8 protein-coding genes and 1 tRNA gene are annotated in these 15,099 nt (G+C 60.0%); 1 reads left to right on the plus strand and 8 read right to left on the minus strand.

Annotated features, from left to right (window positions below):
- Positions 1-89 precede the first annotated feature (89 nt).
- The 6 genes from recD to IB213_RS17110 all read right to left on the minus strand — a co-directional run bounded on the left by recD (position 90) and on the right by IB213_RS17110 (position 11,939).
- On the minus strand, positions 90-2,171 hold the full coding sequence (gene recD, locus IB213_RS17085; protein ID WP_192408027.1) for an exodeoxyribonuclease V subunit alpha: 2,082 nt from the start codon (positions 2,169-2,171) through the stop codon (positions 90-92).
- The gene (gene recB, locus IB213_RS17090) at positions 2,168-5,851 is read right to left on the minus strand and encodes an exodeoxyribonuclease V subunit beta (RefSeq protein WP_192408029.1); all 3,684 of its coding nucleotides are present in this window, start codon (positions 5,849-5,851) and stop codon (positions 2,168-2,170) included. Before recB ends, recD begins: the two co-directional genes overlap by 4 nt.
- Positions 5,848-9,396 carry an exodeoxyribonuclease V subunit gamma gene (gene recC, locus IB213_RS17095; RefSeq protein ID WP_192408031.1) on the minus strand — a complete coding sequence of 1,183 codons (3,549 nt, stop codon included), beginning with the start codon at positions 9,394-9,396 and terminating at the stop codon, positions 5,848-5,850. Before recC ends, recB begins: the two co-directional genes overlap by 4 nt.
- A gap of 193 nt (positions 9,397-9,589) precedes the next feature.
- Positions 9,590-9,931 (minus strand): DUF3325 domain-containing protein, encoded by a 342-nt coding sequence (locus IB213_RS17100; protein WP_192408033.1) that lies wholly within the window; start codon positions 9,929-9,931, stop codon positions 9,590-9,592.
- Positions 9,928-11,616, minus strand: a complete 1,689-nt coding sequence (locus tag IB213_RS17105; RefSeq protein WP_192408035.1) for a PepSY domain-containing protein — start codon at positions 11,614-11,616, stop codon at positions 9,928-9,930. The genes IB213_RS17100 and IB213_RS17105 overlap by 4 nt, the downstream gene beginning before the upstream one ends.
- Positions 11,613-11,939, minus strand: a complete 327-nt coding sequence (locus IB213_RS17110) for a DUF3649 domain-containing protein (RefSeq protein ID WP_225561177.1) — start codon at positions 11,937-11,939, stop codon at positions 11,613-11,615. Before IB213_RS17110 ends, IB213_RS17105 begins: the two co-directional genes overlap by 4 nt.
- Positions 11,940-12,926: 987 nt before the next feature.
- On the opposite strand from IB213_RS17110, the gene IB213_RS17115 reads away from it, so the two are divergent.
- Complete coding sequence (locus tag IB213_RS17115) at positions 12,927-13,328, plus strand: Rid family hydrolase (protein ID WP_191722177.1); 402 nt, start codon at positions 12,927-12,929, stop codon at positions 13,326-13,328.
- Positions 13,329-14,194: 866 nt separating this feature from the next.
- Here IB213_RS17115 and IB213_RS17120 read toward each other — a convergent pair.
- Together IB213_RS17120 and IB213_RS17125 are read right to left on the minus strand one after the other, a co-directional pair.
- Positions 14,195-14,270 (minus strand) — tRNA-Phe (locus IB213_RS17120).
- Between the two features lie 97 nt (positions 14,271-14,367).
- Positions 14,368-15,078 (minus strand): response regulator, encoded by a 711-nt coding sequence (locus IB213_RS17125; protein ID WP_191722176.1) that lies wholly within the window; start codon positions 15,076-15,078, stop codon positions 14,368-14,370.
- Positions 15,079-15,099 lie beyond the last annotated feature (21 nt).

Raw genomic sequence — 15,099 nt, forward strand, 5'->3', positions numbered from 1 at the left:
AGCGGGCAAAGCGTATGAAAACATCACCCCCATGCTTTCCATGCAATCCGTCTTCAGCGCCGTCTCCCTCCAAACTGGAAGCGCTCATTTCAGGAGTACAACTCCCCTTGCAGAAATCGCAGCAGCCCGCTGGCACGGCGCGTCGGGCTGGCAATGGCGGTGCTCAGCAATCCGGGGCGCTCCGCCATCAGCGTGAAATGCTCCCGTGCCCGGGTGATACCGGTATAGACCAGTTCACGCCCAAGCACGCCGCCCGCATGTGCAGACAGCACCAGCGCCGTATGTTCAAACTCGGTGCCTTGGCTTTTGTGCACCGTCATGGCAAAGGCCGTCTCAACATGCGCCAGACGCGCCACGCTCACAGAGCGCAAGTCATCGCCCTGCAGGAAATACACCCGCAAAGGATTGCCAGCCGCCGCACTGGGCAAGGCCATGCCGATGTCACCGTTGAACACACCCAGTGCGGCATCGTTGCGCATGACCATCACAGGACGCCCCGCGTACCACTCCCCTTCTGGCGCAATCACGCCTTGCGCACGCAAGGCACTGACAATGGACTGGTTCAGACCTGCCACGCCCCACGCACCTTCACGCACCGCACACAGCAAGCGAAAGCGGTCAAACGCCTGCAACACATCGCACACCCAGCGGTGGTGGACCGCCTCTATCTCTGCACCGTTTTTCACATCCGCCCAGCGTTGCAATGCCTCCACATAGGCCCCGTAGCCCGGAGCATCACCGCGCCCTAGCAAAGCCAGTGCATGCACTGCGGGCAGGTATCCGTCCTGGCGCAGCGCAATGCGCGCGCGTTCTCCGTGTTGCGTCACATCGTCTTGCAGCACTTGCAGGCTGTCTGCCGCATCGCCTGCGTTCACCGCCATGGCCAGGACTGCAATCGGCCCATCAAAACGGCGGCTGGCACGCAGCATTACCGTGTGTTGCGCCAACGCAGGGGCGGCGCCCAGCGCATGAAAACTCTGCGGAATCGTTTCACCAGCCACGCGCTCCACAAAACCCAGCGTGGCCGTGCCATAGCGCCCAGCCGCTGCGTCGCGGCACAGGTCACCCAAAACTGCCCCCGCCTCCACCGATGCCAGCTGGTCTTTGTCGCCCAGCAAAATCAGCCGCGCATTGGGAGGCAACGCCTCCAGCAGCGCGGACATCATCTCCAGATGCACCATGGAGGCCTCATCCACGATCAGCACATCCACATCCAGCGGCCGCCCTGCGTGGTAGCCCCAGTGCCGCGTGCCAGGGCGTGCGCCCAGCAGTGAATGCAAGGTACGTGCTGCCCCCACGCGTTGCACCAGCGCAGGCAGATTCAGCGCGGAGCCCACGCTGACCTGCAAGTGCTGCAAAGCAGATTCAATCGACTGCTTCAGCCTTGCCGCCGCTTTGCCCGTGGGCGCCGCCAGTGCCACGCGCAGCTGATCGGCATTCGGCGTAGTGGCAAACAGCAAGGCCAGCAACCGGGCCGCAGTGTAGGTTTTACCGGTACCAGGGCCCCCCGTAATGACCGAAAAATGCCCGCGCAGCGCCAAGGCACATGCCACCTTCTGCCAGTTACAAGCATCTGGTGTGGCTGGAAAAAACTTGTCCAGCCACTGCCGTGCCGAAGGTTCATCCAGTGCCACGGTGGGTGCCTGACTGCGCTGCAGAATGTGCGCTGCCACCATGCGCTCATAGTCCCAGTAGCGGCGCAGGTACAGCAGCGGCTGTGGCGTACCCGATGCGGCCAGCACCAAAGGCTGTGCATGGTCAGCCTGCAGCCCCACGTCACGCACCAGGGCACTGGCTTGCAAGGCCTGCAACCAATCGTCCAAACGTAATGGCAATTGCGTCCACAGTGCCTGCAATGCCGGCAGCTCTTGCGCCTCCCAGCCCAGCACTGCATTCGGGGTATGCACCAGATCGGCCAGAGGCAGGCAGCTGTAACCACGCCCTTCCATGTGTGCCAGCAGCGTGACCGCCACCACAGCACAGGGTGCGATATGTGGATCTTGCTCGTGCACCCATGCTGCCAGCGCCACATCCAGCCGACGCAGCACACCCGCATCTGCCCAGTGGCGCAGTAAATCCAGCGTATCGGCTGTGCAAAGGGTTTGAGCCTGCACCACTGCAGCGGCAAACAAATCCAGCGTATCGGTATCTCGCGTGCGCTTGCGGATCATGCACTCACCTCTTGCAGCAAATCTTCCAGGGCCTGCAGCAAAGGCAGTACAGGCGGTACGGTGTGTATGGCACGCGCGGCACCATCCATGCCTCGCAAAAAGAAGTAGAGCGCTCCCCCCAGGTGCTCATCGGGGGCATAGGCTGCGCCCATGCGGCTTTGCAGCAATCGGTGCAGTGCCAGCATGTACAAGGCTGCCTGTACGTCATACCGGTGCTGCAGCATGGCTTGCGCCAGGGCTGCGTCGGTATAGGCTGCGGCATCCACACCCAGATGATTGGTTTTGTAATCCATCACCCAGTACCGGCCTTGGTGCTCAAAGACCAGGTCTGCAAACCCCATGAGCATGCCGTGCAGGCTGCGCTGCGGCAGGGCAGGCCGGGTTTGGCCGGGCAGGATAAAGGTATGGCACAAAGCATCCACCCGCGCAGCGGGTAGTTGCGCCAGTGGCAGCCAAAACTCCATCTCCGGCAGGCGTTTGGCGATCTGCGCCAGGCTGCAGTCAATGACAGGCAATGGGTGGTGCACCACAGCAGACAGCCAGGTGACCACGTCTTGCGCTTCATCACCACGGCCTGCATGCTCGCAGCGGCGCACCAAACGCTGCGCCAATGGGCCCTGACCGTCCGCAGACAGGGCAAAGTCTTCACCTTCCAGCCACTCCAGCTGGTCGTGGATGAAGTTGCCCACCAGCTCTCCTCGTTTAAAGCGGTGCCACACGGGTGCATCGGCCTGTGCTTTCAGCAAGCTGGGCTGGGCAGGCAACAGCTCAAGCGCCATGCGTTCATCATCGGCCGGGCGCAAAGCTGCCACAGGCAACACTACGCTGGCTTTGCTGCTGGCTCCGCGCACCAAGGCCGTAAAGCTGCCAATGCCCCAGCTGCGATCAAATTCACCGTCATAAGCTGCTGGCATATGCAAGGGCAGCGCCTGGTCTGCAGCATGCACTCTGGTGCTGTGTACCGGCAGCTCCAAGCGCTGCAATGACATATCCGGGCATTGCCCCGCCAGTGTCTGCAGCGCACTCCACCACGCACTGGCGGGTGCTTGTTCACCACCATTGAGCAAATAGCCGCTGGCCCCCTGGTGGTTCACACAGCGGCTGGAACTGCCTTTGCGCAGTGCGCCCAATCCCAGCCACAAGGTGTGACGCGGGCGCGTCAGCGCCACATAGAACAGCCGTAAATCTTCACGCAGGCGCTCGGCATCTGCCAGCTGCTTGTCTTGCTCGCTGGCGTTGAGCTTCAAAAGCTTGCTGCCATCAGTCTGAGGCAAGCGCACCAAGTCATCGCTATAGGCCCGAAAGTCCGCCGCAAACGGCAGAAACACCACGGGGTATTCCAAACCCTTGCTCTTGTGTACGGTCACCACTTTCACCAGATCGGCATCACTTTCCAGCCGCACGATCTGCTCTTCGACACCGGCACCCGGGTCTTCAATCTGCGTGGCCAGCCAGCGAATCAGCGCTTGCTCGCCTTCCAATGTGGCACTGGCGTTTTGCAGCAACTCCGCCAAGTGCAGGACGTTGGTCAGACGGCGCTCGCCGCCCATGTCCGCCAGCCAGCGGGCGGGTAGCTGCATACGGTGCAAGCTCTGGCGCAGCATGGCCAGCACTCCCTGTCGCTGCCATACCCCGTGCAAGTGTCGCAATTGCTCGCTGTAGCTGTCAAAGGCTTCGTCATTGGCGGCCAGCCAGGCCAGCTCGGGCAGGCTCAAGCCCATCATGCGTGTTGCAAGTGCGGCGCGCACAACCGGCACATCCAGGGGGGATGCAACCGCACGCAGCCACAGCAACAAGTCCTGTGCTTCGTCGCTACCAAATACTGATTCCTGGTCAGACAAATAGACAGAAGCCACGCCACGGCGCTGCAACTGATGGCGCACAGCTGCAGCCTCACGCCCTGTGCGCACCAGTACCGCCATATCGCGTGGGCGCAAACGCTGCAAAGCCTGACCGTCTTGTGCAAATCCCACCTCGGGATCATTGAGCCACTGCACCACCTGCTGGGCACATGCCTGCGCCATGTGCTGGCGCAGCAACTCACTGCTCACCGGCTCGCCCTCTGCGTCATGCCACAGTACGTGCATCGCGGGCACCACTTGCCCCTGGTGCACCAGCTGCTCTTTGCGGCCATGGGCACGCACAGGGTCGAACGGCAAGGGGTTGGTGCTTGCACCCTCTTGCTGCTTGCGGAACATGAAAGCGCCCTGCCCCGGCCGGACTTCTGCCTGCGCAAACCACTGGTTCACCGACCGCACCATTGCATGCGTGGAACGGTAATTCACATCCAGCACATAGTGCCTGCCCTGCGTGGCCTGACGGGCGCGCAGGTAGCTGTAAATATCAGCCCCCCGAAAGCCATAAATTGATTGCTTGGGGTCGCCAATCAGCAGCAACGCACTTTCCGGGTGGTTGTCAGCGGTGCTGTAAATACGGTCAAACAAGCGGTATTGCAGCGGCGAGGTGTCCTGGAATTCATCAATCAGCGCCACCGGGTATTGCGCCAGGATGCTGCTGCGCAAATTGGCCGCATTCTCTGATGACAGTGCCACATCCAGACGTTGCAACATATCGGCAAAACCGAAGGTGCCGGCCTGACGTTTGAGCCACTGCATACGCGCCTGCACTTGTGCCGCCGCGTGCAGACGAATGGCAACAGAAGATGGCGGCAGACGGTCCAGCTCTTGCAGCAACTGCTGCAGCTCGGAAAATTCGGTAGGCAGCAGCACGTCCATGGTGGAGCCTTTGCAGGCTTCGGCCATGCCTTGTGGACTCAGGCGATGGCGTGCAGCTTCTGTCAGCGCCAGGGGCGTGTTCAGCGGGTCTTGCGCCCATGCGCGCAGCGCCTGCAGCCATCCGGTATAGCGCGCGGGCTGCAGCTTGCGCTTGTCCCACAGGTAGGCCTGCCCATCCAGTTGTGCATCCAGCCAATGCTGCAGGCGTTGCGCCTTGTCCGCCCAGCCTTGTGCCAAGGTCTGCAGCGTACCCTCGTGGGTTTGCTGCGCTTGCTGTACGCACTGCGCCAAGCTGCCTGCGCCGTGCTGTACATCCACGCTGTCACGGCCCAGGGCCTGCATGTCTTGCAGCAACGCCGACACACCGCTCCAGACATCCAGCACCACCTCCAGCTGCACACCATTCAAGGGGTAGCACTGCTGGCGCCAGTAGTCATGGCAGGCATCCAGCAAACGCTGACTTTCGTCGCTCTCGAGCACTTCATCAAACAAATTACCGCTGTCAAATGCATGCTCACGCAACATGCGCTGGCACCATGCGTCGATGGTGAAAATGGCAGCATCATCCATGCACTCCGCCGCCATCGCCAAGCGCCATGCGGCCTGCTCGCGCTGCACACCTTCAGGGTAGGCGTGAATCAGTGCTTGCAAGAAACTGTCGTGCGTGGCCACGGCCTGCTGGCCCCGAAAGCAGGCCACGGCCTCCACCAGCCGCGCCCGAATGCGGTCTGACAGCTCCCGCGTGGCTGCACGTGTGAAGGTCATCACCAAAATATCAGAGGGCATCAAGGCCCTGCCAAAACCGTTGGCGTCTCCATGGCCCAGCACCAGGCGCAGGTACAGCGCAGCAATCGTCCAGGTCTTGCCGGTGCCCGCACTGGCTTCAATCAGGCGGCTGCCATGCAGCGGAAAGCTGGCCGCATCCAGAATCTGGCGCTCACTCATGCCGGAGCTCCTTGCGCCAGATCTTGCGTCCAGTCCACCACCGCGAGGCTGCTGGCACACCAGGCATGCATCGGGGCATACACGGACTGTGCCAAGGGTTCAAGCTGGCCGTCTTCAGCCAAGGCGGCGTAATCAGGGAACAGGCGCTGCCAGCTCATGTCTTCACACTCTCCACGGTGTTTAAAGCCGCCCTCGTAAGCACTGACGGCAGCATTCAGATCAGACATTGCCAGTGCCAGCCCGGTTTTGGCAGGCAGTGGCAAAGGCTGGTCATGGCCCTGCACCCACAGCTGCAGCAAGGTCTGCAAGGTGCTGCGCGCCTCGGCCTCATCCATCGGCTGTACGTGCAGACAGGCATCACGCCCCACCACCATGCCTTGCACCTCAGCGCCGCATGCCGCGGCCACTAGGCTGCGGATATACACGGGCAGCAACCGATCGCGCCGGGGCTGGCGCTTGGCGTCGAGCACATCGCGCGGGTCTATCAACAACCAGATGGGCAGCACGCCCGCCGACTGCGCAGACGGCAACCACAGCTGATCGAGCCAGTCTTGCAGCACGACGTTCTGGTGTGTGAAGTGCAGGCGCTGGCGCTCGGCAGGCAGGGGGTAGTCCGTGCGCAGCTGCTGCCATGTGCGCAAACCCGGCAGCAGGGTAGCTTGCAACTGCTGTGCCTCACGTTCGCCCAGTCCAGCCAATGGCAGGCGTCCTGCACGCTGCAGACTTTGGATGCGGGCCTGCAGCAACTGCGCCGTGGCATCGCCATCGATGTACTGCGTGTTCGTGTGTCTGGGTGCACCATAGCCCTCCCAGTCCGCGACAAATTGCTGCTGCAGCTCTTGCACCAGCCCATAGGCTTGCAGGCCATCGAGCTGAAACACTTCGTCATCGTCCACGACGCTGTCATCTTGCTCAAAGTGCACGCTCAGGCGTTCACGGAAAAACGCCTTGGCAGGGTTGCGCACAAAGGCGGTCAGCTGCGCCACGGTCAAAGGCACTTGCGGATCAGGAACAAAGGCGGGCATCTCGGGCACGGGCGCATTTTGCAAGGCCTGTGCATGGGCAGCACGCCATTCGCTGGCGTAAGTGGTGAGCGGTGCACCCACCTCAAAATAACGGCGGCTGAAAGGCTGCAGTGGATAGCTCCACGTGCGCTCTTGCAGCAAGTCCTGCTCGCCGCGCCAGCCAGCAGCCAGATACTCGCGCAGTTGCGAGACCAGCACCGACGCAGGCTGCTCGCTGTTGTCGCGCACATGGTGGCCCGCCCAGCTGATGTAGAGCGTGCGCCGCGCAGAGAGCACGGCATCCAGCATCAGCTGGCGATCGTGGTCACGGCGGGCACGGTCGCCGGGACGGTACTGGCCGCTTTGCTGCATCAAATCAAAGTCATTGCGCGCTGCACGGCGGGGATAGTCCCCATCGTTCATACCCAGCAGACACACCACCTCAAACGGAATGGCGCGCATGGGCATGGGGGTGGAAAAAGTCACGCCACCTGCGCGAAAACGCTGCTCCAGCGAAGGCTGCTCCAGCGCTTGCAGCCACGCTTCTTGCGCCACCGCCAAAGGAATGGGCTGGGCGTAGGCGGCCTCCTCACAAGCGCTCTGCCAGCGTGACAAGGATTGCTCCAACCCATCGAGCAAGGCTTGCTCGACCTCATCTTGCGGGTCAAACATGTCCTGTGCCAACTGACGCAATCGCTGCGCCCAGACATCGGGCACCGCCTCCTGCAACGCCTCATTCCACCAGTGCATCAAGCGCTCCAGTACGGCAGCCAGCACACCTGCCAGTTGCGCATCCAGCCCGCCAACCTCGTCATAAGGCTCAATCTCTGCCCATGCTGCGGCCTGCTGCAGGCCTGCCTCTGTCTGCACGCTGCGGCTGCCGCTGGCATAGCCCAGCAACATACGCCGCAGGCCAAACCAGGCGCTGTTGTGCTCGCCACAACTGCCCAAGCCCAGACTCTCGCGCTGCTGACTGTTCAAGCCCCAGCGAATGCCTGCGCCCGCCATCCACTGCGTCAGCTGCGGCACATCTTGCGCCGCCAGCCCAAAACGTGCGGCAATGGCAGGGACATCCAGCAGGTCACACAGTTCACTCAGGCGGCAGCGCTGCTGGGGCAGACACAGCAGCCATTGCAGCGCCACCACCATGGGGCTGGCGGCGCGGGCGCTCAGGTCGGCAATATCAAAGGGAATGTAGCGGGCATCGGTGCGACCATACTGGCCAAACACCGCACGAATTGACGGTGCCGCTTTCTCGATATCGGGCAGCATGACGATCACATCGCGCGGCTGCAGCGGCACCTGCCCCGCAGCGGCCGGTTGTGCCAGCATGTGCAGCAACTGGTCGTGCAGCACCTCCAGCTCACGCACCAGACTGTGGGTGCTGTGAAAAACGATGGATCCATCACTGGCAGGAATGTGGTGACCAGGCTGGGTGGTACGCGGATGCTCACTGAGCGGCAACAAATCGCGCATGCTGCGCTGCACCTGCTGCAGCAGCGTGCCTTGATCGGCAGGGGTATCGTCGAACAAATCTACACGCGGCCAGATCGAAGCGTTGGCAGTTTCCAGCGTGGTGTCAAACGCGTCGAGCAAGCGCACATAGTCACGGCTTTGCCGGCCCCAGGCCGCCAGCAGCGGGTGTGCATGGGTGTGCATGGATTCCAGCGGTACCGCCGCCAGATCCTGGCCATTTTTAAGAGGCTGGCGCCGACGCTGCATGCGCAGCAGATCGCGCCCATCAATCGCATCCGCCCAGTGGTACCGGCAGGGGTTGGGTACTGCCAGCACCACCTGTGAGTGGCGCGACAGCGCATCCATAAACCCCAGCATGGCCAAGGGCACATGGCTCAGCCCGAACAGCACCACCCGCCGGGGGGTGACCAGAGCGCCCGGTGCAGTTTCGCGCAGGCGCTGCAACACCAAAGCTTGCAGTGCCGTGCGTGTAGCGGCTTTTTCAGACTCCGTCAGGTCAGCCAGCACCGCACGCCACAGCTGGGGCTGCCACATCTGGCCAGCGGGGATGGTCTGATCTGGCTTGCCGGTCTGGGGCAGCACGTCGCGCCCAGCTTGCCAGGCATCCAGCCAGTCGCTGCGGTAAATCTGGTACTGGTCAAACAAGTCCGCCAGGCGCTCTGCCAGCTGCAGCAGACGCTCGGGCTCACCTGGGCGCAAAAAATTGGCAATCGGGGCAAAAGCTGGCGCATGCAGACATGCGGGCAGCAAGCGCATCAGGCGCCAGGTCAGCGGTATTTTTTCGAGCGGAGAAGACGGTGGCACCTCGTGCTTGCCCAGCACCTGTCGGTAGGTGCGCCAGATAAAGCGCGCAGGCAGCTCCACCTTGGCGGCAGCGCACACTCCCAGTTGTTCGGCCATGCGCATCTTGAACCACTCAGCCGTGCCATTGCTTTGCACCAGCACGGTTTCTTGCTCCAGCGGCTCCAGGGGATGGGCTTGCATCCACGCCATCAGCGTGTCAGCCAGTGTTTCGGTGCAGTTGCCGTGCAAGGCCACAAGGCCCGGTGCGATTGAGCTTGCCAAAGAAGCCTCTCCCTGTGGATGTCGTTGCTGGTATCAAGTCCGCAAGACTGCGGAGGCTCATGATGAGCAAGCAAGCGTAATACAGTCAGGAGAGATTTAAATAAATGAGCTGCCAACGTATACGCAAAGCCAACTTCAGCATTAAAAGTATCTGAAATAGCCTATACACAAGCGATGGGCGCTCATTTTTACATCAATGCAGCCACCCACTTGCCACCATTGCCAAGATGGCTAGAACCAAGCTGCACCACGCTATGGCACGCAAACTGTTCTCTGCATAAGTCAGCACCAGTGCCACAGCCAGCGCAGCAAACGTCAGCACACCCAGCCACGCGGCCACTGCCACAGACGTGCCCCACGCGTGCAGGCACGCGGCCAGCGACATGAGCAGCAGCAGCACGCCCGCTGCACGCCAGCCCCATAAAACGCGGGCGCAAGGCAGGCCACTGCGCGCTTGCGCGCCATGGCGCTCCATGGCCTGGCTCAGTGCCGCAAACGCGGGCACTGCCAGCAACAATGCAATCCACGCGCTCATGATTGACTCTCCGGTGCCTGCAGCACGGTTTTTTGCGATGCCACACCCTGGCGCACAGCGGACACCGCTACGGCATCCGATTTTTTTCTGCGCTGCCACAGCTTGATCACCACAGCGGCATGCACCAGCCCGAGTGCCAGCATCATCAAATCAAATCCAGCCACGCTCCACTGACTGTGTGCCAAGGTCAGCCACAGCCCTGCGCCACCTGTCCATACATTGAGCAAAGGCAGCAAGGCGAACGCCAGCGCCGCCACCGCCATTTGCTCCAGCCATGCCTTGGCATGTGGACGCAACGCGGCGTGCACCAGGCAAGCCAGCCAGATCGCAAAAAAGCCATTGATCTCTGCGTTGCTGCGCGCCTCAAGACCCACAGGAAGCAAGCGATTCAGCCAGAAGTACCCTGCCACCGCGACAGACAGTCCCGCAATGGCCGCCACGTTCAGCACCTCCACCAGCCTGTGCCCCTTGGGCGTGTAGCCCAGCTTGCGTCGATCAGGCTGGCGCTTCACCACCCACAGCACCAGCCCTGTGGCCGCCATGCAAGTGCCCACCAGCCCCGACAGAAACAGCAGCCAGCGCACCGCAGGCCCCGCAAAACGCCCCAGGTGCAGGCTGACCATGCTGTTCATCACCGCCATCGCAGCGGAGGGCTGGCGCGCCTCTGGTGTCTCTTTCAGCGTACCCGTCACCCCGTCCAGCACCACCTTCTGACTGCCTGCACGGCCCAGCAGCAGGCTATCGGCCCTTTCTGCGCGCAATTCAACGCTCGCACGCTGTGTGTTGGGGTTTTGTACGGAGATACTGCCCACCGCCCCACCTTGCCAATGCGCCTGCGCCAACTGCAGCATGGGGCCAATCGGAGCCATGGCCTGAGGCTCAGCCGCTTTGCGCTCACGGCCCTCACCCCGGCCTTCACGCGCAGCTTGCTGCGGCCCGCCTTGTTGTGCCGGGGCCGCCTGCATGCCTCTGCGTTCTGCATTAAAGCGCTGCGGCTCACCGTCATAAACCGCGTAGGCCCCCCAGGGCATCAGCATGGTCATGAGCAGCAACAAGCCACTAAAGGTAATGACAATGTGAAACGGCAAGGCCAGCACTGCTGTGGCGTTGTGCGCATCCAGCCACGACCGCTGTCCCTTGCGCGGACGGAAAGTGAAGAAATCCGTAAAAATCTTCTTGTGTGTGATCACACCGCTGATGATGGCCACCAGCATCACAAACGTGGCAATGCCCACTATCCACCGCCCCCAGACGCGCGGCATGGCATACAGCTCAAAGTGAAAGCGATACAGAAAGCTGCCCCCACGTGTCTCACGCACCGCAATTACATCCCCCGTTGATGCATCCAGTTGCGCACGCTTCGTTCCTTCGCGCCCCTGTGCAGCCCCTTTGGGGCGCCACGACACCTCAACGGCCGTATGGCGTTCATCAGGCAGGTTGATGCTCCAGCTGCTGGCGTCTGGGGCAAGCTTTTGCATGCCGGCCATGGCTTTCTCGGCAGTGTCGGCCTGTGCCACAGACACATGCAGCTCTGGCCGCATCCAGTCATTGATCTCATCGACAAAATAGCTCAACGTCCCCGTAAAGAACACGGCGTAAAGCAGCCACCCCAGCAGCAGACCGCTCCATGTATGCAGCCAAGACATGGACTGGCGCAAGCCTTCAGGTTTTCCATCCACTCTCATGCTTGGCCTCCGTACAAAGCCCAGGTGCACACGCCCAGAACTGCTGCAGGCACCACAATGCCCAGCCATGCCTTTCGACTACTGCTACAGGCAAAAGCCCACAGCACCGCCACGGTAAAGACCACGAATGACAGCATGGTCGACAGCGTCACCGCATCGGCCCTTGTCACACCCAGCCAGCGCACGCACACTAGCCCACAGGCGGCAGCAAATACTGCACTCAAACCGTAGCCCCCACCAAAAGCCGCCAGCACGCGCGAAGCCACCGTCAAGCGATAGCGCACGAGCGACGCGCTGCGCGACATTGCAGCCTGCTTGCTCATCGCGCCTCCAACGATGCGCAGACACAAAAAAACCAGCGATCACCTGCGCAAGGCGTGCTGGAGTTCCGATTGTTTCGCATACCTGCGAGCTCCCAGAATGTTATAAATGATAATTATTCTTATTCTAAAGTTATACATCCCGCTTGCCTAGCCATCCAACAAAGTCCTCACGATGCTTTACGCAAGCTTTACGGGCAGCAGATATCAAAATCACAAGCTGAAAGCCCCTGATCATTGTTGATCTGGGGCTTAGATTGTGGTGGCTCGGACGAGATCGGATCATTCCTGCCAGGCCGCACGAATACTGAACAAGGGACTCTGAGCTGGAGTAGCTACTGCGAAAGTTACTGCATTTCCAATTTACCCCCTGCCTGACAACGCCATTGGCGGAGTCAAGCCCGGCGACCCGCGCAAGCGCTCAACCGGCAGCCAGAATCTTTGGTTACTGCTTTCCGTCAAAGGCGGCGCCCACGACTGGCGACTCTACTGCGCCATCCATGGTGGGCACAAAACCCTCTCGCTGAGTACGCCCCAGAAACCAGCATCTCTTTTGGTGATTCCGTGTCACGCACGGTGTACGTGGGCAGCGCGCCATTGCAAGCACCCAGCGCTGAGTCTGTGGGTTCATCAACCCTCAAAAAGCAGGCCGTGACCAGTTTGGCGCGATCACTGCCACGCTGCTCACATGAACCAACAAGTCGCGGCCTTCACCCAGGCGGAGAGAGCCAACGCCAAGTAACTGCTCCCTCACAGGTGAATGCTTGAGCACCTGCAGCTCTCGTGGATGAGATAAAGGGGCTTCTTCAGGAGGCCATTTCCTGCTGCTGCATACCCGCATATTTGCAGGGTGACATACCATTAACGAGCTGCAAACAGGCGGTAACGGCCATTCAACAGTCGTTAACCCCGGCAACCATGACTTAACTCATGGAGCAGCTGAACGGAAAACAGTCTCAACTAAGGCATTACACATTGGTGTAAACATTCATGCACAAAAGAATCAATCCAGATTTTTTATTCAACAGCACCCAGTACGGATTCAGTCAAGCAGTTGTATCAACAGGGAAAAATCACATCTTCTTATCAGGGCAAGTTGCAGCCAACTCAGACCAGTCTTTGCATAGTACGGGCATGTATGAGCAAGCTACCCAATGTTTAAAAAGCATTGAAAAGTTGTTGGCACAAGTGCCTGCCAGTCTCAGCGATGTGACGATGCTCAGGCTATATATCAGAGCAGACGCGAGCAATCAGCAGTCTCAAAATGACATTTCAAGAGCACTGCTTGATGCGTTCGGAGAAGCACTACCCGCATCTTCTTGGGTACTAGTGTCTGGACTTGCAGTTTCAGACTGGCTCATAGAGATTGAGGCACAGGCTGTCACTGGCTAGTGAGCCCCCCTCAAGCGACACATATTCACCGGCGATTGAGCCTTAAAGCCGATGAGCTGTCGTTTGAGGAGTATTTTGCTTCCACCCCCTCCCAAGCCGCTTGCCCCCACGGCTGAACGGGATTAAATTAATACTTATATATCAACAGCTTATTAGTGTTCTATTGAGTTTTCTCGCAGTATCCCCCCGAAAAAAAGAGCATACGACCGAAAAACGTTAGCCGAGCGCATTGCAAACAACGGGGCTGACCATGCTTTCTTGTTGGCGGGCTTGACGTTATGCCAAGGGCTAGCCGTGTCGCAGAGAGCGGCGTGGCAAACGCATGAATCTGTGGATGCAGGCCATTCGAGACGCGCCCGTCCAGTGTTTGGCGATGAACCTAAAGGGCTTGGGTGACCCAAGGCCGCGGGCCCTTGCCCAAAGAACCCTGGAGCGGGTAATTCGAGCCGCACTCTCTGCCTGTGCTGCGTGCGTCGCCTAAGAGGCTTAAATAAAGATTGGTATGCCCAGAAGTGGCTTTGGCCAGGTGTGCAGGCTGTGCCGACCAACACTCAGGGGGTTAAGAAGGAACTGGGGGCCAACTTGGGCGTGCTGACCAGAAGTGAGCGCAGAGATTGCCCTTGGCGCCCACCTTCCACGCGCCAGGCCTGAGACGGTGGTGTGCAGTAACCGCCTGCCCTGCCTGCAGAGGGAAATGCAGTAACTTTTTTGGCCTAGAAGCCGTTTCGCACGAGCTACTGCAAAAGTTACTGCACGATTGCGTGGAAGCCTATGAACTTTTGCGACCTACGATAGAAACAAAAAAGCCCTAAGCTTATGAAAACTTAGGGCTTTTTGATTCCACCGGACTCCAGTGGAATCGTATTTGGTGGCCTGGGACGGGATCGAACCGCCGACACGCGGATTTTCAATCCGCTGCTCTACCAACTGAGCTACCGGGCCTTTGCAACTTCAGAGTAGTCTGTCGTTGTGCCGAAGCCATGATTATAGGCACACTTTTAAGCCTTCAAAGAAAATTCCGAAAATTTTTCAAAATTTCTTATCCACGGCGGCTGCGCCCCAAGTCCACGCCCAATTGGCGCAGCTTGCGATACAGGTGGGTACGCTCTAATCCAGTTTTTTCAGCCACGCGGGTCATGGAGCCACCCTCGCGGGCCAGATGGAACTCAAAGTAAGCCTTTTCAAACCCGTCACGTGCTTCACGCAGGGGGCGATCAAGATCAAAGTCCTGGTGCGCGTCCGGCATGCTGTCTGCCTGATTGCGCAAGCTTGCCAGCGGACGAACACCCACATCATTGATGCTGCCCACCGTATCGTTCACATGCGCAGCTCCCGCGGAAGGCATGCCAATGGATGCGACCGCAGGTTTGGCCGCAGGGGTGCTGGCATTTTTTGCCAAACCATGCTCCACCGCTTTGAGCAGTTTTTGCATGGTGACGGGCTTTTCCAAAAATGACAACGCGCCAATCCGCGTTGCTTCAACAGCCGTATCAATGGTGGCGTGGCCACTCATCATGATCACTGGCATCGTCAATTGGCCCGAAGCCGCCCACTCTTTCAGGAGTGATACGCCATCGGTATCGGGCATCCAGATGTCCAGCAACACCAAATCAAATATGCCGCCATTGCGGGCCACGCGCGCTTGCGTGGCATTGGCTGCCAGCTCCACGCTGTGCCCTTCATCATTCAAAATCTCAGATAAGAGATCTCGGATGCCCAGTTCGTCATCCACCACCAGTATGTTTGCCATGAGTTTCGAAAAGCCTATGTC

It is taken from the genome of Comamonas sp. CMM02 (genome assembly GCF_014851485.1).
GTDB lineage: Bacteria > Pseudomonadota > Gammaproteobacteria > Burkholderiales > Burkholderiaceae_C > Comamonas > Comamonas avium.

Bases quoted from the DNA above. Each gene is read 5' to 3' on its own strand.
- IB213_RS17110 (WP_225561177.1), bottom strand. From the start codon at position 11,939: ATGAGCAAGCAGGCTGCAATGTCGCGCAGCGCGTCGCTCGTGCGCTAT.
- IB213_RS17100 (WP_192408033.1), bottom strand. From the start codon at position 9,931: ATGAGCGCGTGGATTGCATTGTTGCTGGCAGTGCCCGCGTTTGCGGCA.
- recD (WP_192408027.1), bottom strand. From the start codon at position 2,171: ATGATCCGCAAGCGCACGCGAGATACCGATACGCTGGATTTGTTTGCC.
- recB (WP_192408029.1), bottom strand. From the start codon at position 5,851: ATGAGTGAGCGCCAGATTCTGGATGCGGCCAGCTTTCCGCTGCATGGC.
- IB213_RS17115 (WP_191722177.1), top strand. From the start codon at position 12,927: ATGCACAAAAGAATCAATCCAGATTTTTTATTCAACAGCACCCAGTAC.
- IB213_RS17125 (WP_191722176.1), bottom strand. From the start codon at position 15,078: ATGGCAAACATACTGGTGGTGGATGACGAACTGGGCATCCGAGATCTC.
- IB213_RS17105 (WP_192408035.1), bottom strand. From the start codon at position 11,616: ATGAGAGTGGATGGAAAACCTGAAGGCTTGCGCCAGTCCATGTCTTGG.